Here is a 21,520-nt window from a genome sequence, read left to right on the forward strand (position 1 = left end):
GACCTCTTCATACCGAGTCAGCTTTGCGGCAGGATGAAGCAAAGCTCTGCAACGATAGAAAAGGAAGGATCTATCCATGAACGTCATGCCGGCTCAGATCATCCATGTCAGCATCGCCCGCACATGGGAGGATGTCTTTGCTTTCACCGGAAAGCCGGAAAACATGCCACTCTGGGCGTCCGGGCTGGCATCAGGCCTTATGCGCGACGGAGAGGACTGGCTTGGAGATGGTGGGCCGATCGGCAGAATCCGGGTGCGGTTTTCGCCGCCAAACCCCTATGGCATCTTGGATCACACCGTCACGATGGAAGACGACACCGTAGTCGTCAATTCCATGCGGGTCGTCCCAAATGGAGATGGCGCGGAGATCATGTTCACGCTCCTTCAACGGCCGGACCAGGACAATGCCGCATTCGAAACAGATGCCGCTCATGTGCTTCACGACCTGACGATGCTCAAGTCACTGATGGAGCGAGACGAGTAGCGGATCCGGAAAATTATAAGGCCGGACGCTTCCGACGGTCCGCCGTCTCTTGAATGATCACCAATGCGCCCACCAATGTCGACGAACGCAGGAAGGGCGACATGCGGCATCGCATGACGATCGTCTCGCCATTCACCTGGTCCGCATAAGTCACAGACACATGCTCACCCTCAAAGCACTTGTTGAGATTGGGCTCGAACTCGTTGCGAAAACGATGAAGCCCGATCAATTCGGCAAAATGCCTGCCAAGAAGCTCCTCCCGCGGCATATTCAGCCGCTTCGCATTTGTCTCGTTTGAGTAGAGCACGCGATATCCGGGCGCCACGAGAAGAATACGGTCGGAAATGCGGTTCAGCAGAGAATCATCGAGAACACCGTTGGCAGTGGCCTCATCGATCAGGGAAACATCGCTTTCGGTGCCTTGTTCGGATGGCGCAACGGCCGTGGCAGGCGGCGCAAGATAGCGCTCTACGAGCGTCTGGAGAAGATGCGCATTACGGCGCACGCAGCCCCGGTCGTCAGCCTCGGCATTGAGGAGGTCGAGCGCAAAGCGGAACTGCGCCTGAATGCTGGCGGGGTCCTGCGCCGCACTGCCGAAGATCGCCAGAAGAAGCGGATCGAGTTCGCCGTCGAGGGCGCCCATGGCACGCTCGTCCTCACGCTCGATCGCTTGCTGCAGATCGGCATATTTCGACCAGAAGAGATCGATCAGAGCTTCCAACGAACGTACCTTCCCCCTCAGCGTCTTTTTTGCCCGGCTACGTCTACGGCCTCTCAGAGGCGCGATTAAAGAAGAAGGGACTTAAACATCTGGTCCCAAACGGACTAGCAAATATGCTGGGTGAGTACTGTAGAAACGCATCCGCCGCAATTCTTAGATTTGACGGAGTAGTTTCTCAGGAGGCGACGCTTTTCTTGATGTGCCACCGATCATGATACCAAAGCCATTGTTCGGGATACTCGCGAACCCAGGATTCGACCTTATCGTTCAGGACCTGCGCCGTACCCTGAACGTCAAGACTGCCCTTAGCGTCCCGTGGAAGCTCGATCCTTGGCTCGATCTCCAGCCTGAAGCGGTTGCCGGGAAGGCGGATACAGCGGGCTGGATAGACGTCCGCATCGAACTGCCGAACCAACTTGGCCAAGAGCGGATTGGTTTTCACCGGCCGCCCGAAGAATGCCGTCGGCAGGCCCCTGCCGAACTTCTGATCCACCAGCACGCCGACGCCGCCGCCTGCTTCCAGCCGGCGCGCTAGCGCAAAGGAGGACCCAGCATGGGAGGGCACCAGCTGCCCCATGCGCGCGCTTCGAAACGAGAAGACCTTATCGGCGATGTAGGGGTTGTTCGGCGGGCGGAACAGCACCATGACCTCTAGCCCAAAGGCCTTGCCCGCCACCGGAAGAAGCTCGAAATTCCCAGTATGGGCAGTAAATACGATGAAGGGCCGCGGGTTGTCGCGAAGCTCGGCGAAGATCGGGACGCCCGACACTTCCACCCTGCCCGGCTCTGTCTGCTCTGGATGGTAATCGAACAACCGGTCCAGAAACACATATTCCGCCGCCAGCCTGCCCATATGTCCCCAGCTGGCGACAGCGATCTCCTGAAGCTCAGCCTCTGCTTTTTCTGGAAAGGCATTGCGCAGATTGGTCATCATCAGTTTGTGGCGCCAGAGCTTCGGGCCGACGACACGCGCAATGCGATCGGCAAAGCGGATCGCCGGATCGGCGGGAAAGACCTTGAGCGCGTTCAGCAACCCGAATGCAAGCTGCGCCACCAGCCACTGCTGGAACCGGCGTAGCGCCAGAACGATCCGGGTCAGAAACATCTTCAAGGCGAAACCTCAGTCCATTCTCAGGACGATCTTGCCGAAGACCTGGCGGGTCTCCATGCGCGAAAGGGCAGTATGGATATCATCGAAGGTTACTTCGGTGTCTATGACCGGACGCACGATGCCCTGTGCCATCTTCTGCATCGCGTCCGCCATGTTTTCCATCCGGCAACCGAATGAGCCAAACAGCTTCAACTGCTGCTGGAACAGCATCATCAGGTTCATCTCGGTCGAGACGCCCGAGGTGGAGCCGCAGGTAACCAGCCGCCCGCCCCGCTTCATACAAAGCATGGAGCCTGCCCAGGTGTCCTTGCCCACATGCTCGAAGACGACGTCCACGCCCTTCTTCTTGGTGAGCTTGCGTACGACACCCTCGAACCGATCCTTGCGGTAGTTGATGACGTGGTGCGCGCCAAGCGCCCGAGCCGGCTCGATCTTCTCGTCGGAACCGACCGTGGTGATGACGGTGCAGCCCATCTTGGCCGCAAGCTGGATGGCAGCAGTTCCGATGCCGGAACCGCCAGCGTGGACGAGGATGGTTTCGCCCGGCTGGAGTTTGGCATTGTCGAACAGCATGTGTTCGACGGTCCCGAAGGTCACCGGAGCAAGTGCGGCGGCCACCGCATCGACGCCAGGAGGGGCGGGTACGAGAAGACGGGCCGGCAGGTTGGCCTTCTCCTGCGCAAAGCCGTCGAGGTGAAAGCCATGTACTCCGGACACGTTTTCACAGAGATTGTCGCGCTTTTCCCGGCACGCCTTGCAGAGGCCGCAGGTGCGCGCGCCATAGATGGACACGAGCTGACCCGGCAGGACATTCGAAACGCCAGGGCCAATTGCTTCCACCACTCCCGACGCTTCTGCGCCGATTGTCAGCGGCATTTTGCGCTTGGCGAACGCCATGCCGCGCCAGCCCCAGACATCGATATGATTGAGTGCAACAGCCTTGACGCGCAGTGTCACTTCGCCCGGTCCCGGCGCATCCGGCTCCGGAACGTCGACGGCTTCGAGCTTGCGGTCATCGATCAGTTGCAGAGCGCGCATGATTTTATAGTTCCTTCCAGATCCACCGGACATACGAGGTCGTTGCCGCGTACTCCCGTCATGCTCGGGCTTGTCCCGAGCATCTGCCAGCCTTCGATTTATTGACGTTGGTAGATCCTCGGCACGAGGCCGAGGATGACGTCCTGACTATGGGCGCTGTCTCTAGGCCGGTTCCACCGTCATGACAAGGCTGGCATTCTGTCCGCCGAAGCCGAAGGAGTTCGAAAGGACCGCCTTGGGCGCACCGTCCCGCTTCACATTCGGCACTACATCCAACATGATGGATGGATCAGGATTGGTGTAGTTGATCGTTGGCGGCAGTGTTCCAGTCAGCATCGTCTGGATGGAGAAGACTGCTTCCACAGCACCTGCAGCCGTCAGCGTATGGCCGATCATCGACTTGTTGGACGAGACCGGAATATCCTTCAGGCTGTCGCCGAACACGGCGAGCATGGACCCGTACTCCATCTTGTCGTTCTCGGGCGTCGACGTTCCGTGCGCATTGATGTAGCCGATTCCGCTTTCATCCATTCCGGCATCTTCGAGCGCCGCACGGATGGTCGCTATGGCAGGTCCGCCATCGGGAGACGATCGGGTGCGGTGGAAATGATCGGCCTTTTCACCAAGGCCCTTGATGATACCGAGCACCTTGGCGCCACGAGCAATTGCCGACTCCAATGATTCCAGAACCAGTGTGGCCGCGCCTTCGGCGATGACGAACCCGTCGCGCTCCTTGCTGAAGGGCTTGGAGGCTTTTTCAGGAGGATCGTTCTGCGTCGAAAGCGCCGATAGCAGTGAAAAGCGGATCAATGCTTCGGCGCTGACCGAGCCATCGGTTGCAGCCACAAGCGCCTTGTCGGTGCGACCCTGGCGAATGGCTTCCACGCCAAGTTGGATTGCGGTGGCGCCGGAAGCGCAGGCCGTCGACAGCGTCACCGGCAGGCCCCTTGTGCCGAACGTGTCGGCGAGCCTCTCCGAAATGGATCCGAACTGTACGGCTTCCAGAAAAACAGGGTCCGGGCGCTCGCGCAAGGCGGCGAGGAAGCGGTCGTAGGCGTCACCTTCTCTCTGTGACGGAAGTGAACGATCCGCCAAGGCAAAGCGATCCGACCACTCGGGCTCCACAGGAGGAGCCGCAAGAAAGAGCGGACCTTCGAAATCGCCAGAAAGTCCGGCTTGGGCGAGCGCTTCCTTCGTCGTCTCGCGGGCAAAGGCATAGGAGCGCTCGACGGCATTCGGCGCCGGCAGCGTGATGAAATCTACCGTGCCGCTGATGCGCGTCGACAGTGTGTCGGTTGGAAAGCGGGTGATCTTGTGAATGCCCGAGGTCCCGGACGTCAGCGCCGCCCAGTTGTCCTCAAGCCCCTGGCCGAGAGAGGTGATGACGCCCATGCCGGTAACGGCAACGATCGGGCGGCCCAGATGATCCTTGAAGCGTTTGTCGCTCATCAACATTTCCCCTCAGGCGGCCGACAGGACTGCGACGCCCTCGCCGCGCGTGTAGCCAACAGTCGTCACCACTGCCCGTGTAGCGGGAGCATCCATCGGTTTTTCGTTATCGGCATCGAAGGCCGGTACTTTCGTCTTGCCATCGAGGCTTATGGCCGCAAGCGCCAAGCCTAACGGAAACTGTGCTTCCATCCCGTGGCCGGTCACGCCGCCAAAGCCGCGGATCGACGCCCCGGACAAACGCGTCTCCAGGACATTTCTTTCCCGCCGTGACAGATCGACGATACCGCTCGCTCCTGAGAATACAACCGTCTCGGCAAAAGCCTCGGCATCAACAAGTCCAGTCAGCCGCGTCAGCCTCTGTTCTAGCCGGTCGTCCTTGCGGTTTCCGCGATCGCCTTCAATGGCATCGATGACTGCATAAATGTGAGCACCACGCTTTTCGGCATGGGCCCGCGACTCGAGCACCAAGAAAGCGCCGACAGAACCCAGGATCATGCCGCCGCCACTCTCGTCACTTCGCGACCACAATGGCTGCCACTCACCTGTCGCATGGGCGTTGATGCCTTCGACAAGAAGAAGGATGTCCGCCCGCTCGGCCACGAAGGCGCCGCCTACGAGCGTGTGGCTCGACTGGCCAGCTTTGATGCGGTGGAAAGCAGTTTCCACCGCCGAAATGCCGGCCGCCTCTTCGCCCATGAAAGTGCGCGATGAACCCGTGACCTTGTGGACGATCGAGATATTGCCGGCCATCAGGTTCGACAATTGCGCGAGAAACAGCGTCGGACGCAGCTCCGTCGTCAGCTTCTCGTTCAGCAGCAGTTCGCGATCGTTGCGCTTCAGCGCCTCGTCCACGATCAGCGAATCGACCTTGATATCGCGTTCGCCACCCCCGGCGGCCACGATCATGTCCATCGAGGCACAGGCATCCGCATCCTCTTTCAGACCGGCATCGTCGAGCGCCAGACCGGCAGAAAAAACGCCGAGCCGCTGCCAGTTCTCCATCTGCCGCTGATCTCCACGCTTCGGAATCTGCTGCGACCAATCGATCTCCGGCATGGGATGCACAGGATAGGGCTTGAAACGTTCCGTTTCGATCTGCGGCACGCCCGCCTGCGCCCCGCTCAGGAAGGCCAGATGGGCTTCCTTGCCGACTCCAAGGCAGGTGACGATACCGACACCGGTGATCACGACATCATTGTCAGACTTCATCATTGTCCTCTTGAGGCGCGCCTTCAGGCGTGCGCTTGCATGGCGGCGAGGAGGCCCACTTCTTCGGCGCGTTTGCGCACGATGGGCGCCAGCGGCACCTCGGAAAACGGCATGGTTCGCAGCTTTAGCTGGGCGTCGCAGATCTTCTTGCCGTCGCTGCTGATCTTGGCCTTGGTCACCGCATAACCGGAACCGTCATGCTCCAGAAACGCCTCTATGTCGAGAACCGCATCCGGCTCCACGAAGGCGCGCATCTTGGCACCATCGACAGACATCAGGAAGGGCATGGCCGCGAAGTCCGTCGCCGCCAGCACCAGAAAGCCAGAGGCCTGAGCCATGGTCTCGATCAGAAGCACTCCGGGCACGAGCGGCATACCGGGAAAATGCCCTTCGAAAACAGGGCTGGCGGAAGGAACCACCGACCGCGCCTTCAATGTCTTCTGACCGAGATCGAGGCTTTCGATCCGGTCGATCATCTGGAAATATTCGAGCAGCATCAGCTATGCCGGCGGGCTTTAGCCCTTTGCCGCCTTCAGCTCGTCGATCTTGGCGCAGAGGTTCTTGAGGACGAAATACGCCTCGGTCGAAACCTTGCCTTCGTTGACTTCCTGCGTCCACTGCTCGAGCGGGATCTTGATCCCGAACTCTTTGTCGATCGCGAACACGATATCCAGGAAGTCCAGGCTGTCGATTCCCAGATCGTCGATCGTATGGCTTTCCGGCGTGATCGTATTGCGATCGATTTCGCTCGTTTCGGCGATTATGTCGGCAACTTTGTCAAATGTAGCGGTCACGCCCACGTCCTCTGAAATACAAAATCGTTGTTCCACATAGGCAAAACCAAATCAAATGCCAATGGCTGGTGGACCGCCCTGCTACATTTACCGAAAAACTGTTGCGCAAATGAACCCTCTGGCGAGCGTCAACGACTTCCCGTCAGCGCTGCTCTGAGGGTTTCGAGTACTTTTTCAGGCTGAACCGCCAGCGCCACCCACTGGCTGGGCTGCCCGTCCCAGGCGCTGCCTTCGAACCTGCGGCCACTGTCCGGCGCCTGTATCGTCATTCCGTCGGCAAGCCCGCCGCAGACGACCCGCACGGGACCAGTGCGATACTCGAAGAGTTCGGGTGCCACGAGATAGACGCAGGCGCAACTGTCATGCACAGCCATCCCATCGAGGCCGACCCTCTGGCGGTAGAACTCGATGTAATATTGCGAGAGGTCCGAAAGCAGCTTCAGGTCCGCGCCTCCGGACGCCGTCATTTCGGCCAGATAAGCCGACGACATGATCGTCTTCATGGTCACGTCCAGGCCGAATATGGTGAGCTTCCAAGGGGTGATGAACACCGCGTCTGCCGCTTCCGGGTCGCCGTGGATATTGGCTTCAGCGGCGGGCGTCACATTACCGTTGACGTGGAAGGCGCCGCCCATGACGACCACCTCCTTAACCAAACCCGCAATTTCGGGATCCGCCTGCAGCGCGAGCGCAAGATTGGTCATGCGGCCGACGGCAACCAGCGTCACTTCGCCCGGATTGTCACGCACTGTGTCGATGATGAACTGGAAGGCCGGCCGCGGATCGAGAGGCAGGTCGATGGTGTCCGGTACGCCGATATTGCCGAGCCCGTCCAGGCCGTGCACCGAGGAGGCAGGATGATCGTCGCTTCGGGAAGGTGCATAGGCACGGCCCGCACCCTTGGCGATCGGCGCGGTGATGCCCCACTCCCGGTGCAGGAATTGCGCATTGCGGGTCGTCACATCGATCGAGGCATTGCCAAATACGGTCGTGACGCCGATCAGATCGATTTCGGGGTGCTTATGAAGAAAGAGCAGCGCCATGGCATCGTCAACGCCGGGATCCGTATCGAAAATAACCTTTTGCATCTCGCCCTGCCCTGCTTGCCGCTGTCTTTATCCACTGGGCGGGGAACATAGACGACAGCACCGCTTTGACAATCGGCGTAGCTGCATTCAGGCATATTATGACGTTGATGTAGCGCTCAAGCCTCATGGCTGGCTTGCGGTGAAAGTGCCGAGGTGCAACAAGCCGTCCACCCTCCATTGCATGCCGAGCATCTCCTTGACCGACCTGACATTCCAACTTCTCCTGCTGCTGCTTGTGGCAGCGGTCTTTGCCGGCTTTATCGATTCCATTGCCGGCGGCGGCGGGCTGATCACCATCCCCGTTCTGTTGATCGCCGGCATCCCGCCGCTCGAATCGATAGCCACCAACAAGCTGCAGTCGCAGTTCGGTTCCGCCTCCGCGACTTTCGCCTATGCAAGACGCGGCCATGTCAATCTCAAAAGCCAGTTGCCGATGGCGGCCATTGCGGTGATCGGCGGAGGCATAGGCGCGCTCCTGGCATCGAAGATCCCGGCCAGCCTGCTCGGCTCAGCCATCCCCTTCATGCTGATCGCCATCGCGCTCTTCTTCGCCTTCAAGCCGAACCTCAGCGATACCGACAGCCATCGCCGGGTGACACCACGTGTCTTCGGCCTCACCGCCGTGCCGCTAGTCGCCGTTTATGACGGATTGTTCGGTCCAGGCGCCGGCTCCTTCTATATGCTCGGTTTCGTTCTGCTGGCAGGCTTCGGCATGCTGAAGGCGACGGCCCATACCAAGCTCATCAATCTCGGCTCCAACTTCGGCTCGTTTCTAGTCTTTGCCGTAACGGGATCGGTGCTGTGGAAGGTAGGGCTTCTGATGGGCGTCGGCCAATTGCTGGGCGCGCAGATAGGCTCCGGCCTTGCCATGAAGAATGGAGCGAAGATCATCAAGCCGCTTCTCGTGATCTCATGCCTGGTGCTAGCAGCAAAGCTGCTCGCCGATCCGACGCATCCATTGCGCGTGTGGCTGGGGTTTTAGCCGTACGCCGGGCGGGCCCCTGCCTCCTAGCCCTTTAGCTTCAATGGCAAGCCTGCGGCGATGAAAAAAGCCTCGTCAGCAAGCGCCGCAACCCGCTGGTGCAGCCGCCCGGCGTGGTCGCGGAACTCCCGCGCCATACGGTTCTCCGGCACGATCCCCAGCCCCACTTCGTTCGATACGAGGACGACATGCGAGGTGCATATGGACAGCTGAGCAAGCAGGGCATCCCCTGCAGCAGCGACATCCCGCTCTTCCATCATCAGGTTGGTGACCCAAAGGGTAAGGCAGTCTACCAGCACGGTATGGGTTGGGGAATCGAGTTGGGCCAGATGCTGCGGCAGATCGAGCGGCACTTCATGGGTAGTCCACCCTTCGCCGCGATCCTCGACATGGCGCGCAATGCGCTGAACCATCTCGTCGTCATAAGCACGGCCAGTCGCGAGATAATGTCGCTCAAGCCCTTTGGCAGCCACCAACCGTTCTGAAAAGGCCGATTTACCCGAACGCGCTCCACCCAATACGAGAACCACATGGCCTGAACGCGTCATCGAACCCTTGCTGGAATAGAAAAAGGCCGGACGATTCGTAGATGAAGAGGCGTCCGGCCTTGCTGGTATGTTTGCTCCAGACTTGGTGTCTGTGGGGCAATTGTGGCCCTCTATTGCCCCGCCGTCAATCGTTGCGTCGCGACGTGAGGCCGCCGCCTGCACGAATATCCTGTTTGCGACGTCGAGCGGCGACTTATTGTGTTGTGCCTGTGTCGCATTGGTTCTATTGCGACGCTCAAACAACGAGACTTGCAGATGCCAGGTCCAAGAGGAAATGCCGATGCTCTACATCTTCAGAAACAACAGCGGATTGCAGATTGCCTGGAATTCCGTGCCCCCTAGCCGCCAGGTCTCCACCCGCGCGCAGCAGCTAGACACCCGCTTTTCGCTGTTCGGGTTCATCCGCTCCAGCAATGCCGGGTAAGGCAGCAAACGCCGCCTAAAATCACAACCTGAAAGAGAAAAGCTCAGCGGAGCATATGCGATCCGCAGCTAGAGTGAGGGCAACCGGGACGCACTACCTGATCCGGTGCCGACGGCGAACTCTTCGTCCACGCCCAGATGTTTAGCGGCACAATCTTACCGGATGGTTAGTGCCACCCCTCTCCAGACATTAATTTCGCACAGCCATGCGATTTTTTTTCAAAACTCCGGTCAGGCTGCGGCGCGGCGCTAATCGGCCAGAAAAGGTCAAAGCTCGGGCGTGACATTTGCGTCCGCCGTGACCTTGGCTGCACTGCCTGCTTTCTTTACGGGCAGAACCGGAGGCAAATGCCGGTTTTTCCGTCGGCCTCCACCGAAATCCTGTTGTTACAAAGACTTGCTAACGGGCTAGCGCTAGCGTTGGCCTCGCTGCGTAGTTGATTTCTTTGCCGGAACACGTACGCTGATCCCGCTGAGGCAAAAAAGCGCAGTATCCGCAAGACTGGTCTGCGGGTGCGGACAAGACGCGAGACCTCGATAGGCTTGGCGAGTGGGCACCCGCCGGTTGATCACGACGTGCCCGAGGCATGGGATGACCGAAATACTCGGCATTCATTATGTGAACACTGCAACAACAAGACTGGGAGGTCTTAAACATGAAAAAACTCCTTGCTTCCGCTGTCTTTGCCGGCGGTCTCTATGCCTTCGCTGGCGCCGCTTATGCAGACTGCGGCACGGTTTCGATTGCGGAGATGAACTGGGCTTCGGCTGGCGTCGCCGCCAATGTGGACAAGATCATCCTCGAAAAAGGCTATGGCTGCTCCGTCGAGCTCGTGACGGGCGACACCATGCCGACCTTCACCTCCATGAACGAAAAGGGCCAGCCCGACATGGCGCCCGAATTCTGGGTCAATGCCGTGCGCACGCCGCTCGACAAGGCCGCCGCCGAAGGCCGGCTGGTGATAGCTGCGGAAATCCTGGCGGATGGCGCGGTCGAAGGCTGGTGGATCCCGAAATTCCTGGCGGACGCCCATCCGGACATCAAGACGGTCCAGCAGGCGCTTCAGCATCCGGATCTCTTCCCCGCTCCGGAAGACAAGTCCAAGGGCGCCGTGACCAACTGCCCGGCCGGCTGGAACTGCCAGGTCTCCACCGCCAACCTCTACAAGGCTCTCGGCGCCAAGGACAAGAATTTCGAACTGGTCGATACCGGCTCTGCGGCTGGTCTGGATGGCTCTATCGCCAACGCCTTCGAGAAGAAGACCGGATGGCTCGGTTACTATTGGGCGCCAACCGCCATTCTCGGCAAATATGAGATGGTGAAGCTCTCCTTCGACGTACAGCATGACAAGGCGGACTGGGATGCCTGCACGGCCGTTCCGGACTGCCCCAACCCGAAGGTCAACTCGTACCCGACCTCGCAGGCTTATACTGTCGTAACGAAGAAGTTCGCCGACAAGGCGGGCGTCGCGATGGATTACATCAAGGCCCGCAAGTGGGGCAATGCCACCGTTAACGGCATCCTCGCCTGGCAGACGGACAATCAGGGCACGAACGAGGATGCTGCCAAGCATTTCCTCGAAACCATGCCTGAAGTCTGGACGAAATGGGTCAGCGCCGACGTGGCGGAAAAGGTGAAGGCCTCGCTTTGATAGCGTAAGCTGGAGGCCGTCCAACGACGGCCTCCAGCTTGGTCAGCGTACCACAGCAGCTGCTTCATCGCGATTGATAAGCCGAAGCCAAGGCTTGATCCGATCGGCAACCCGACACCCTGTCTACCCGGACCGGCCGCGCCGACACGGGTTAGCTTGACCAACAAGGGGGAACATCATGGCAACCTGCGACATATTGCCGAATGCTCTCTGCAGCTTTCCGGCGATTGGCGACCAGTACATCCGCGAAGCCCGCAAAGTCATAGACGATGGCTTCAAAGGCATAGTCCGCGAATATGGTTTCGTTATCGATGCCGTCACCCAACCGCTGCAAGTGTTTTTGAATTCATTTGAACGGCTGTTCACCGGTTCGCCATGGATCCTCGTCCTGATCGTCATGCTGGCAATCGTCTATGCCGGCAGCCGCAGCATCAAGATCACCATCGGGACCGCAATGGGCATGTGTGCGATCGGCCTGATGGGACTGTGGAACGATGCGATGATCACACTGGCGATCACGACGGTCGCCACCTTGATCGCTATCGTCATCGGCATCCCGATCGGCATTCTGATGGCACGGTCGGACCGTATCCAAGGTTCGATCAACCCGATGCTGGACGTGATGCAGACGCTGCCGAGCTTTGTATACCTCATTCCCGTCGTCGTCATTTTCGGCATCGGCAAAGTCCCGGGCCTGATTGCCGTCGTCATCTATGCCGTGCCGCCGATGATCCGGCTCACCAATCTCGGCATCCGACTGGTCGACAAGGAAGTGCTGGAGGCGGCCGATGCGTTCGGCTCATCCTCGAGCCAGAAGCTGTGGAACGTGCAGATGCCGCTCGCCCTGCCGACCATCATGGCCGGCATCAACCAGACGATCATGATGTCGCTCGCCATGGTCGTTGTTGCGTCCATGGTCGGCGTTGGCGGGCTGGGCAAGAATACGCTGCAGGCGATCGCCAACCAGTTCTTTACCTACGGCTTCATGAACGGATTTGCGTTGGTCGCCATCGCCATCATCTTTGACCGGACCAGCCAGGCCTATGGCAAGCGTCTGCAGAAGCATTCGGAGATCGTCCATGGCTAGTCACGGCATCGAGATCAAGAACCTCTACAAGATCTTCGGCCCGCGCGGCCGGGATTACATCAACGCTGTTCAGGCGGGGCTGTCCAAGGCGGAGCTGAACGAAAAGCACGGCCATGTCCTGGGTCTCAAGAATATCAACATCTCCATGCCGGCCGGTGGCATAACGGTAGTCATGGGCCTGTCCGGCTCAGGAAAATCGACGCTGATCCGTCACATCAACAGGCTGATCGAGCCCACTTTTGGCGAAGTCGTCTATGACGGCCTCGACATCTGCGCCATGAGCGACAACGGCCTGCGGGAATTCCGGCGGCACAAAACAGCCATGGTTTTCCAGAAGTTCGCGCTGCTGCCGCATAGGACGGTCATCGAGAACACTGTCTATGGCCTGGATATCCAGAAAAAGCCGCGCTCGGAAAGTACCAAGCGGGGCCGCTACTGGATCGAGCGTGTCGGATTGAGCGGTTTTGAAAACCACTATCCGAATCAGCTTTCCGGCGGCATGCAGCAACGTGTGGGTCTGGCGCGCGCGCTGACCAACGATGCCGATATTCTGCTGATGGACGAGGCCTATTCGGCGCTCGACCCGCTGATCCGCGTGGACATGCAGACAGTCCTCCTGGATCTCCAGGCCGAACTGAAAAAAACCGTGGTCTTCATCACCCACGATCTCGATGAGGCTCTGCGGCTTGGCGACAAGATCGCAATCCTGCGCGACGGCGAGGTCATCCAGCAGGGCACCGGCCAGGAGATCGTGCTTGCTCCAGCTGACGATTACATCACTGCCTTCGTCAAGGAAGTGAACCGCGGACGCGTCATTAAGGCAGGCACTGTCATGCGCCCGTTGGAGGGCTCAATGGACGGCTTGCGCGTGGGGACGACGACGACGCTCGAGTCTGCGGCAAAGGAAATGTGCGAGCAGGAGCAAACACGGGCGCTGGTTGTCGACCCGAGTGGCGTACCTATCGGCGTGCTCGATCTGCAAACCATCGTCAGTGCAATGGTGACGCCGGCCAAGACGGAAATACCCAAGCTTGCCGCTGAATGAGCATCCATGCAGGCAAGCGTTCGGCTTGCAATCATATAAAGACATCTTTATATGATCTGCAGTTAATTGCCGAGGAGCGTATCCATGCAGACCGCCAATGCCCTGACTGAACTTCTGGCTGAAAAAGGCGTGCTGCTGGCCGACGGCGCAACGGGCACCAACCTTTTTGCCATGGGGCTTGAAGCCGGAGAAGCGCCAGAAATCTGGAACGAGACCGCCCCGGAAAAGATCGTCAAGCTGCATCAGGATTTCGTGGATGCCGGTGCCGACATCATCCTCACTAACTCCTTCGGCGGCACACGGCATCGCCTGAAGCTTCACAAGGCCGACGACCGCGTGTTCGAGCTGAACAAGCGGGCTGCCGAGATTGCTCGTTCGGTGGCCGACAAGGCTGACCGGAAGGTCATCGTGGCAGGTTCGGTCGGCCCCACAGGCGAACTCCTTATTCCCCTGGGCGCTCTTTCCTACGAGGCGGCCGTTGCAGCCTTTGCCGAGCAGATGGAAGGCTTGAAGGCTGGCGGCGTCGATGTGGCCTGGATCGAGACAATGTCCTCGGCCGAAGAGATTCGCGCTGCCGCGGAAGCCGCGGTCAAGGTCGGCCTGCCCTACACCTACACAGGCTCCTTCGACACGGCCGGCAAGACGATGATGGGCCTGGACCCGAAAGACATCCACGGCGTTGCCGGAAACATCGGCCCAGGTCCGGTTGCCGTTGGCGCCAACTGCGGGGTCGGTGCCTCCGACATTTTGTCCAGTCTGCTGGACATGACTGCCGCAGCTCCCGATGCAATTACCATCGTCAAGGGCAATTGCGGGATTCCGGAGTTTCGCGGCTCCGAAATCTATTACTCGGGAACGCCGCCGCTGATGGCCGAGTATGCAAGGCTCGCTCGCGACGCAGGGGCCAAGATTATTGGCGGCTGCTGCGGCACCTCCTGTGAGCACCTTGCCGCCATGCGCGTCGCACTGGATAATTACACGCCGCGCCCCCGGCCCACGATCGACGAGATCGTCGACAAGATCGGCCCGCTGCGCAATAAGATGGCGAGTGAATCGGGCGGCGATGGAAGCCGGGAGCGCCGTCGTCGTCGCGGTTGACCCATCGGGCGGAGGAAACCATGACAAGCATCTCGACGATCGGCAGCCGGGAAACGGTGGCGGACAGTTTGGCTTCATTTGGCGCGGAACAGCAGAACTGGCTGACGCTGCTAATGGAAAGCCCGGCCTCCGACGACCTCCTGCTGGAAGGCTTGCATCTCTACCTCGACCACGCATCGGAAAGCCGTTTTCTCAACTCGCTGAAGCTGCAGAAATGCGGCGAATGGATAGGCGGAAAAGCGCCTGCGCGGCTGCAGATCCGTCTGATAGAAGCGGCAAAGTCCAGCCAGCATCCGGCCTACCAAGCTTTCCGCGATGGCCTTACCCGCTCCGGTGGCCTTGAGCGCGCCTATCCGAAAGCAAAAATTTAAAGCCTCAGCATCTCCATGTGGAAACGCAACTGCTCGGCAGAATAACGGTAGTCCTGTCCGACCGGGCAGGCATTGCGGGCGTGGCAGCCTGATAGCATGCAAGACATTTGCCCCGCACTCCGGAGATAATCCCGACAGGAACTGACGTCGAACGCCTCTAGGCGGACGGCCTGCACCGGGCATGTTGAGAGGCAGGGCTTGTCGAGACAGCCGTCGCAAGGGTGATGGTCGAAGATTTTGCCCGGCTCCACATCGTAGGAAAAGCCAAGGGCGCCGCGATAGCCGTGCCATAGGCCGACTTGCGGGTGGATCAAAACACCAAGCGGAGACGGCTTCAGCCCCTCCGCTCTCATGGCCCAGCGCTGAAAAGGCTGCCAGGGCGGGTCCGAAGGGAAATAGGCCGTCGCATCGACCGCCTCGGCGATAGGCAGGATGACGGACTTCGACCAGGTATCGAGCGGATCCGGACCATCATAGCCGTTCCGCCACTGGCTGAAAGCCGGCCAGATGGAGCCCCCGATATTACCCAGCAACAGGACGGACCGGGCGGAAGTCCGGTCTGCCAATATCGGCCCCTCCCCGTCTGGGAAGAGGACGGCACCACGCGTACCGATGCCGGAAGCCTCAAGCGACCGCGACACCCTCTCAACGGTGGCGCGGGCGCAATCGGCTGGACCGGCACTCACCGTGGCCCCTTGTACTGATAGTGCGGACGCCAGACGCTTTCCTGAATGAAATCGGCCACGCGCCTCGCTCCGCCTTGCTCCCTGGCGGCCTCGGGCTCTCTTCAGGTGAAGGCGTCGGGCGCCGAATCTTTACGGTCCTTGATGTAGGCGAGCAAGGCCTCATCGATTGCAGCGTCGAGCGGCGGCGCTTCGTAGGAATCGAGCCAGGATCGGCAAAGGGCGTTCGCTCGCTCCTCGACGCGTTTCTGCCCTTCGATCTCCCACTGCTCGAACGAGTTATTGTCCGCGAGAGCCGAACGATAGAAAGCGCTCTGGAAATGCGCCTGGGTATGCGCGCAGCCGAGATAATGGCTGCCGGGGCCGACTTCCCGGATGGCGGAAAGCGCCTGGCCTTCTTCCGTAAGGTCGATGCCCTCTGCCATTTTCTGCATCATGCCGAGCTGATCCTGATCGATCATGAACTTCTCGTAGGACGAAACCAGCCCACCTTCGAGCCAACCTGCGGCATGCAGCACGAAATTCGTGCCGGCCAGCAATGTCATGTTCAGCGTATTAGCCGATTCATGCGCCGCCTGGGCATCCGGAACCTTTGAGGCACAGAGTGAGCCGCCCGTGCGGAACGGCAGACCGAGGCGGCGCGCAAGCTGGGCGGCCCCGTAGGAGACGAGCGAGGGCTCCGGAGTGCCGAAGGTCGGCGCACCCGATTGCATGGAGATCGAGGCCGCGAAAGTGCCGAACAGCACTGGTGAACCCTTGCGGATCAGCTGGGTCAGCGAGGCGCCCGCCAGCACTTCGGCAAGGATCTGCGTCAGCGTGCCGGCAACTGTCACCGGGCTCATGGCGCCCGACAGGATGAAGGGCGAGACGACGGAGGCCTGGTTGTGCCGCGCATAGACCTTCAGCGCTCCCAGCATCGTCCCGTCGAATACCATCGGCGAGTTGGCATTGATAAGGTTCAGCGTGACGCAGTTGTTTTCCACGAACTCGTCGCCGAACACGATCTTGGCCATGGCCACCGTGTCCTCGGCGCGTTCGGGCGCGGTCACGGAACCCATGAACGGCTTGTCGGAATATTTGATATGGCTGTAGACCATGTCGAGGTGCCGCTTGTTGACGGGCACATCCACCGGCTCGCAGACCGTGCCGCCGGAGGAGTGCATGGACGGCGCCATGTAGGCGAGCTTCACGAAATTGCGGAAGTCTTCGATCGTTGCATAGCGACGGTTGCCGTCGAGATCTCGCACGAAGGGAGGCCCGTAAACGGGCGCAAACACGGTCGCATTGCCGCCGATCCTGACGCTACGTTCAGGGTTGCGAGCATGCCAGGTGAATTCCTTAGGCGCGGTTTTCAGCAGCTCACGGCAAAGGCCCTTGGGGAAGTGCACCCTTTCGCCCCTGACGTCCGCGCCTGCATTCTTCCAGAGTGCCAGCGCCTCCGGGTCTTCCCGGAATTCGATGCCGATCTCTTCGAGGATCGTGTCGGCATTGCGCTCGATGAGCTGAAGGCCTTCTTCGTCCAGCACTTCATATACGCCGATGCGGCGGGTGATATAGGGCAAGGATGGGCCGGCGCCTCCACCGGTGCGCGAAGCGCGGCGACCGGCCGCTCCGCCTTCGCCACGTCCACGGCGTCCCGTTGCGCTCGTCTGTTCCGTCTGCTGGGTCACGTCGTCCATGATGCTCCTCACCCTGTGCCGCTTCGCCTATGGTCTTTTGATGCGCCATGCTAGGCGCAAGCGCAAGCCGAGCCCCGCCTTTCTGCGGCAAAGGATCAGCCTGTCTGCGCCAAGCGCGCAATCTACCGAAGTGGAAGCCCCTCCACAGCTACCCATCGCGTTTCCGACGCGGCGCTGTCGCATACAAAAGAAATTGCGACCCGTTTTCCGGGTAGATATGGTCGTGAAGAAACTGATTTGCCTAGTCTCCTCCAACAGGGAAGAATCTTTCCATGGCCGACGACGACATCATTTTGGCGGAGCTTTCCGACGAAGAACTCGTGCAGCAGATGCACGACGATCTTTACGACGGCATGAAGGAAGAGATCGAGGAGGCGACCAACATTCTCCTGTCTCGGGGATGGACACCTTACGACGTCCTGACCCAGGCGCTGGTAGAAGGCATGCGGATCGTCGGGATCGACTTCCGCGACGGTATTCTCTTCGTGCCGGAAGTGCTGTTGTCTGCCAATGCCATGAAGGCTGGGATGACAATCCTGCGGCCCTTGCTGGTGGCAACCGGAGCCCCCAAGCTCGGCAAGATGATAATCGGCACCGTCAAGGGCGATATCCACGACATCGGCAAGAACCTGGTCGGCATGATGATGGAAGGGGCTGGTTTCGACGTCGTCGATCTCGGGATCAACAACCCGGTCGAAAATTACCTGGACGCGATCGAGCGCGAGCAGCCTGACATCATCGGCATGTCGGCACTGCTGACGACCACAATGCCTTACATGAAGGTGGTGATCGATACGCTGAAGGAAAAAGGAATGCGCGACGATTACGTCGTGCTGGTCGGCGGCGCGCCGCTCAACGAGGAATTCGGCAAAGCCGTTGGCGCGGATGCCTACTGCCGGGACGCAGCAGTTGCCGTTGAAACGGCTAAGGAATACATTCGCCGCAAGCACAACAGCCTTGCCGCCGGTGGCTGATCAGCAACCGGCGGCAGCTGGTTCAATTACTGCTTTGCAGCCTTGTTGACGGTGCGGCCTGCCGACTGGGTCGCGTCGACGGTGTTTGCCGTGTCCTTGCCCATGCCACGGATCGTGTTGCCGCAGGAAGAGAGTGAAACCATCGTCGCGAAAACTGCGGCGATTACCGTGACTGTCTTGACTGTCATGTTAGAATACTCCGATGGATAGGGATAAAATTGTTCCGGAAACTCATTTTCCGGCGAAGGAACGTTTGAGTCACGAAAAAGTTCACGTGATCGCTTGCGGAGCCATCGCTCGGGAAATTTTAGCGGTTTGCCGCCAGCATGGCCTAACCCATATCGACCTCAATTGTCTGCCTGCCATCTGGCATGCCTACCCGCAAAAGATCGTGCCTGGGCTCGAGCAGGCAGTCCAGGAGGCACGGCAGGCAGGTTTTGAGCGTATCTTTTTCGCTTATGCGGATTGCGGCACGGGGGGCGACATCGACAGGCTCTGCGAACGCGAGGGCATCAGCCGCATCGAAGGTCCCCACTGCTATTCTTTCTTTCACGGTAATGATGCCTTCGCAGCCCAGGATGACGAAGACATCTTCTCCTTCTTCCTGACAGATTTTCTGGCCCGCCAGTTTCAGGCCTTCGTGATCGAGCCGCTCGGCCTCGACCGCCATCCTGAACTGAAGGACATGTATTTCGGCCACTACCGCAAACTCGTCTATCTGAGCCAGGAAGAGGACGAGACCCTACAGGCCAGAGCCCGCGAGGCGGCCGACTATCTTGGCCTTCGCTATGAATACCGCTTCACTGGCTACGGCGACCTCACGCAAGCGTTACGCGCCGTTTAACGCTTTCTTCCATCTTCCCTCCGATTGTGCAGGTCTGCGGCAGAGGAAGATCGGATGCAGGAACGGAGCACGTCTCGGATCGTGGTGATGACGGCAGGCGGCTTGAACCCGCAGGTCATGGTCAATGCGCTTGCGCGGCATTTTTCCGACATCCATGTCATTGCTGAACAACCGGAATCCAAGCTGGCCATTCTGAAGCGCCGCGCGAAACGCTTCGGGTGGCCCCATGCCCTCGGCCAGTTGGGCACCACCATCGCCTCGCGCCTCGGTAAGACGATTGCAGCCAGCCGGGCAGCCGAAATCATCGAACAATACGGGCTCAGCGGCGAACCCAATCCCGCCATTCCCGTATCGCATCTCGCCTCGCTCAACGATCCAGCTTGTCACGCCCTGGTGACAAAGCTGGAGCCAGCGGCGATCTTCACCATTTCGTGCCGTATCCTCTCTCCCGCCACTCTTGCTGCCGCCCCCTGTCCGGTCATCAATTTTCACGCCGGGATTAATCCTGTCTATCGCGGCCAGATGGGGGGCTATTGGGCACGCGTCGAAGGCGACGAGGCCAATTTCGGCGGCACGGTGCACTTGGTCGACAAAGGAACCGATACCGGCGCGATCCTGTATGAGAGCCGGGTTGCGCCGTCGAAGAGAGACACGATGGCAACCTATCCACTTCTGATTACCGCCGCTTCGACTGCCGTCGCTATCCAAGCTCTGCAGGACGCAGTTTCCGGTGCATTGAGGCCTTACGAGCCGGCCGGCCGATCCGTCTTACGTTTTCCGCCGCCACTCTGGACGTGGCTCTATCATGGCCTTACCAAGGGCATCTGGTAGCGCGTCGTTTTTCGCTGCATGCGACGTCGTGCCGAGCGCAGTCTCGGTGCCTCCGAGCAGGCATGCTGAGCGGCAACAAGGGAGGACTTGATGGCGGATCGGATCATCGTCTACTGGCGGGATATCCCGGCTCAGGTCATCATCAAGCAGGGCCGTAAGACCGCCAAGCGCGAGCTGTCGCTGCGCTTCACTGAAGCGATCGACATGTGCGCCATGCGCAGCGGCGCTGCGGAAACCGACGATTATCTGGCAGAATGGCGCAAGGCGGACCCCGTGCCCGTTTCGGACGACCTCGAGGCCGAGGCCGACAAAGCTGCCGCCGAACTGGAGGCTGCTTTCGACAAGGACCGGCTGGTTGCACTTGTGAAGGCCAGCGGTCGCGAAGCCGCCTGAATTTCTACCCCATCAATCGGCTCCCTAGGCGCCCGGAGGACTGAATGACCCGCACCATCGTCGCATCCGCCACCCGCGAAATCATCATTGGCTTCGACCAGCCCTTTTGCGTGATCGGCGAACGCATCAACCCGACGGGGCGCAAGAAGCTCGCGGCTGAAATGATCGAAGGCAATTTCGACACGGTCATCAAGGACGCGCTGGAACAGGTCGCCGCCGGTGCCACCATGCTGGATGTCAATGCAGGCGTCACCTCCGTCAACCCCAACGAAACCGAGCCGGGCCTTCTCGTTCGAACAATTGAGATCGTTCAGGGACTTGTCGATGTTCCGCTTTCAATCGATTCCTCGGTGAGCGCTGCTATTGAAGCCGCCCTGAAAGTTGCCAAGGGTCGGCCGCTCGTCAACTCGGTAACAGGCGAAGAAGAGAAGCTGGAAGCCATCCTGCCGCTTTGCAAGAAATACGATGTGCCTGTGGTCGCCATCTCCAACGACGAGACCGGCATTTCCATGGACCCGGACGTCCGATTCGCGGTGGCCAAGAAGATCGTCGAGCGCGCGGCGGATTACGGCATCAAGAGCCACGACATCGTGGTCGATCCGCTGGTCATGCCGATCGGCGCGCTGGGCGATGCCGGCCGCCAGGTCTTTGCGCTCCTCTACCGGCTGCGCAACGAGCTCAAGGTCAACACGACCTGCGGTCTCTCCAACATCTCCTTCGGGTTGCCCCACCGGCACGGCATCAATGCCGGCTTCATCCCCATGGTCATTGGTGCCGGCATGACCTCGGCCATCATGAACCCCTGCCGTCCACAGGAGATGGAAGCGGTGCGCGCCGCCAATGTCCTGAACGGCACAGATGCCAATTGCGGCAACTGGATCATGACCTATCGCGATCACAAGCCTGCCGAGGTCGGGGTAACAGCAGTCACATCCGCCGTGCCTTCGGCGGCAGGCGGACGTCGCGGGGGACGCGCCGCCCGAGCCGGTGCCGGCGCACGGACGGAGTAGCAA

25 protein-coding genes are annotated in these 21,520 nt (G+C 59.9%); 13 read left to right on the forward strand and 12 right to left on the reverse strand.

Features of this window, described 5'->3' with window-relative positions:
• Window positions 1-76 precede the first annotated feature (76 nt).
• A complete protein-coding gene (locus tag EPK99_RS07000) occupies window positions 77-484 on the forward strand; it encodes an SRPBCC family protein (protein ID WP_128442339.1) in 408 nt (135 codons plus the stop codon).
• A gap of 13 nt (window positions 485-497) precedes the next feature.
• Here the strand turns inward: EPK99_RS07000 and EPK99_RS07005 are convergent, their stop codons facing one another.
• From EPK99_RS07005 to EPK99_RS07040, 8 genes are all read right to left on the reverse strand, one after another.
• Window positions 498-1,205 (reverse strand): PAS domain-containing protein, encoded by a 708-nt coding sequence (locus tag EPK99_RS07005; protein WP_128442340.1) that lies wholly within the window; start codon window positions 1,203-1,205, stop codon window positions 498-500.
• Window positions 1,206-1,380: 175 nt separating this feature from the next.
• A complete protein-coding gene (locus EPK99_RS07010) occupies window positions 1,381-2,316 on the reverse strand; it encodes a lipid A biosynthesis lauroyl acyltransferase (RefSeq protein WP_128442341.1) in 936 nt (311 codons plus the stop codon).
• A 9-nt stretch (window positions 2,317-2,325) separates the two neighbouring features.
• Complete coding sequence (locus EPK99_RS07015) at window positions 2,326-3,354, reverse strand: zinc-binding dehydrogenase (protein WP_128442342.1); 1,029 nt, start codon at window positions 3,352-3,354, stop codon at window positions 2,326-2,328.
• 162 nt (window positions 3,355-3,516) lie between these two features.
• On the reverse strand, window positions 3,517-4,803 hold the full coding sequence (locus tag EPK99_RS07020; protein ID WP_128442343.1) for a beta-ketoacyl-ACP synthase: 1,287 nt from the start codon (window positions 4,801-4,803) through the stop codon (window positions 3,517-3,519).
• A gap of 12 nt (window positions 4,804-4,815) precedes the next feature.
• Window positions 4,816-6,018 carry a beta-ketoacyl-ACP synthase gene (locus tag EPK99_RS07025; protein ID WP_164901725.1) on the reverse strand — a complete coding sequence of 401 codons (1,203 nt, stop codon included), beginning with the start codon at window positions 6,016-6,018 and terminating at the stop codon, window positions 4,816-4,818.
• Between the two features lie 20 nt (window positions 6,019-6,038).
• Window positions 6,039-6,512 (reverse strand): 3-hydroxyacyl-ACP dehydratase FabZ family protein, encoded by a 474-nt coding sequence (locus EPK99_RS07030; protein WP_128442345.1) that lies wholly within the window; start codon window positions 6,510-6,512, stop codon window positions 6,039-6,041.
• A gap of 18 nt (window positions 6,513-6,530) precedes the next feature.
• Complete coding sequence (locus EPK99_RS07035; protein ID WP_164901726.1) at window positions 6,531-6,809, reverse strand: acyl carrier protein; 279 nt, start codon at window positions 6,807-6,809, stop codon at window positions 6,531-6,533.
• A 128-nt stretch (window positions 6,810-6,937) separates the two neighbouring features.
• Window positions 6,938-7,897: a nucleoside hydrolase gene (locus EPK99_RS07040; RefSeq protein ID WP_128442347.1), complete on the reverse strand. Its 960-nt coding sequence runs from the start codon at window positions 7,895-7,897 to the stop codon at window positions 6,938-6,940.
• 181 nt (window positions 7,898-8,078) lie between these two features.
• On the opposite strand from EPK99_RS07040, the gene EPK99_RS07045 reads away from it, so the two are divergent.
• Window positions 8,079-8,879: a TSUP family transporter gene (locus tag EPK99_RS07045; protein ID WP_128442348.1), complete on the forward strand. Its 801-nt coding sequence runs from the start codon at window positions 8,079-8,081 to the stop codon at window positions 8,877-8,879.
• A 26-nt stretch (window positions 8,880-8,905) separates the two neighbouring features.
• On the opposite strand, the gene cobU is transcribed toward EPK99_RS07045, so the two are convergent.
• Entirely contained in the window at window positions 8,906-9,427 is a 522-nt protein-coding gene (gene cobU, locus EPK99_RS07050; RefSeq protein WP_128442349.1) for a bifunctional adenosylcobinamide kinase/adenosylcobinamide-phosphate guanylyltransferase, read from the reverse strand.
• Window positions 9,428-9,707: 280 nt separating this feature from the next.
• Here cobU and EPK99_RS25260 point away from each other — a divergent pair, with 280 nt between their 5' ends.
• The 6 genes from EPK99_RS25260 (at window position 9,708) to EPK99_RS07075 (ending at window position 15,103) form a co-directional block, all read left to right on the forward strand.
• Window positions 9,708-9,851: a hypothetical protein gene (locus tag EPK99_RS25260; protein ID WP_164901727.1), complete on the forward strand. Its 144-nt coding sequence runs from the start codon at window positions 9,708-9,710 to the stop codon at window positions 9,849-9,851.
• A 655-nt stretch (window positions 9,852-10,506) separates the two neighbouring features.
• Window positions 10,507-11,502: an ABC transporter substrate-binding protein gene (locus EPK99_RS07055; protein WP_128442350.1), complete on the forward strand. Its 996-nt coding sequence runs from the start codon at window positions 10,507-10,509 to the stop codon at window positions 11,500-11,502.
• Between the two features lie 178 nt (window positions 11,503-11,680).
• On the forward strand, window positions 11,681-12,589 hold the full coding sequence (locus EPK99_RS07060; protein WP_164901728.1) for an ABC transporter permease: 909 nt from the start codon (window positions 11,681-11,683) through the stop codon (window positions 12,587-12,589).
• Window positions 12,582-13,634 (forward strand): quaternary amine ABC transporter ATP-binding protein, encoded by a 1,053-nt coding sequence (locus EPK99_RS07065; RefSeq protein ID WP_128442352.1) that lies wholly within the window; start codon window positions 12,582-12,584, stop codon window positions 13,632-13,634. Before EPK99_RS07060 ends, EPK99_RS07065 begins: the two co-directional genes overlap by 8 nt.
• Window positions 13,635-13,718: 84 nt before the next feature.
• Window positions 13,719-14,732, forward strand: a complete 1,014-nt coding sequence (gene bmt / locus EPK99_RS07070) for a betaine--homocysteine S-methyltransferase (RefSeq protein ID WP_128442353.1) — start codon at window positions 13,719-13,721, stop codon at window positions 14,730-14,732.
• A 20-nt stretch (window positions 14,733-14,752) separates the two neighbouring features.
• On the forward strand, window positions 14,753-15,103 hold the full coding sequence (locus tag EPK99_RS07075; RefSeq protein WP_128442354.1) for a hypothetical protein: 351 nt from the start codon (window positions 14,753-14,755) through the stop codon (window positions 15,101-15,103).
• Here EPK99_RS07075 and EPK99_RS07080 read toward each other — a convergent pair.
• A complete protein-coding gene (locus EPK99_RS07080) occupies window positions 15,100-15,789 on the reverse strand; it encodes a 4Fe-4S dicluster domain-containing protein (protein WP_128442355.1) in 690 nt (229 codons plus the stop codon). The two genes, EPK99_RS07075 and EPK99_RS07080, sit on opposite strands and share 4 nt — an antisense overlap.
• A 101-nt stretch (window positions 15,790-15,890) precedes the next feature.
• A complete protein-coding gene (locus EPK99_RS07085) occupies window positions 15,891-17,465 on the reverse strand; it encodes a trimethylamine methyltransferase family protein (protein ID WP_128442356.1) in 1,575 nt (524 codons plus the stop codon).
• A gap of 272 nt (window positions 17,466-17,737) precedes the next feature.
• Here EPK99_RS07085 and EPK99_RS07090 point away from each other — a divergent pair, with 272 nt between their 5' ends.
• On the forward strand, window positions 17,738-18,439 hold the full coding sequence (locus tag EPK99_RS07090) for a corrinoid protein (RefSeq protein WP_128442357.1): 702 nt from the start codon (window positions 17,738-17,740) through the stop codon (window positions 18,437-18,439).
• Window positions 18,440-18,465: 26 nt separating this feature from the next.
• Here the strand turns inward: EPK99_RS07090 and EPK99_RS07095 are convergent, their stop codons facing one another.
• Window positions 18,466-18,627, reverse strand: coding sequence for an entericidin domain-containing protein (locus EPK99_RS07095; RefSeq protein WP_128442358.1), 162 nt, complete (start codon window positions 18,625-18,627; stop codon window positions 18,466-18,468).
• A 14-nt stretch (window positions 18,628-18,641) separates the two neighbouring features.
• Between EPK99_RS07095 and EPK99_RS07100 the strand changes: the two genes are divergently transcribed.
• The 4 genes from EPK99_RS07100 to EPK99_RS07115 all read left to right on the forward strand — a co-directional run bounded on the left by EPK99_RS07100 (window position 18,642) and on the right by EPK99_RS07115 (window position 21,517).
• On the forward strand, window positions 18,642-19,283 hold the full coding sequence (locus EPK99_RS07100) for a DUF1638 domain-containing protein (protein ID WP_128442359.1): 642 nt from the start codon (window positions 18,642-18,644) through the stop codon (window positions 19,281-19,283).
• A gap of 54 nt (window positions 19,284-19,337) precedes the next feature.
• Window positions 19,338-20,114: a formyl transferase gene (locus EPK99_RS07105; protein ID WP_128442360.1), complete on the forward strand. Its 777-nt coding sequence runs from the start codon at window positions 19,338-19,340 to the stop codon at window positions 20,112-20,114.
• A gap of 90 nt (window positions 20,115-20,204) precedes the next feature.
• Entirely contained in the window at window positions 20,205-20,507 is a 303-nt protein-coding gene (locus EPK99_RS07110) for a virulence factor (RefSeq protein WP_128442361.1), read from the forward strand.
• 44 nt (window positions 20,508-20,551) lie between these two features.
• Window positions 20,552-21,517, forward strand: coding sequence for a methyltetrahydrofolate cobalamin methyltransferase (locus EPK99_RS07115; protein ID WP_128442362.1), 966 nt, complete (start codon window positions 20,552-20,554; stop codon window positions 21,515-21,517).
• The last annotated feature ends 3 nt before the right edge of the window (window positions 21,518-21,520 follow it).

This window comes from Neorhizobium lilium (assembly GCF_004053875.1).
Taxonomy (GTDB): Bacteria; Pseudomonadota; Alphaproteobacteria; order Rhizobiales; family Rhizobiaceae; genus Neorhizobium; species Neorhizobium lilii.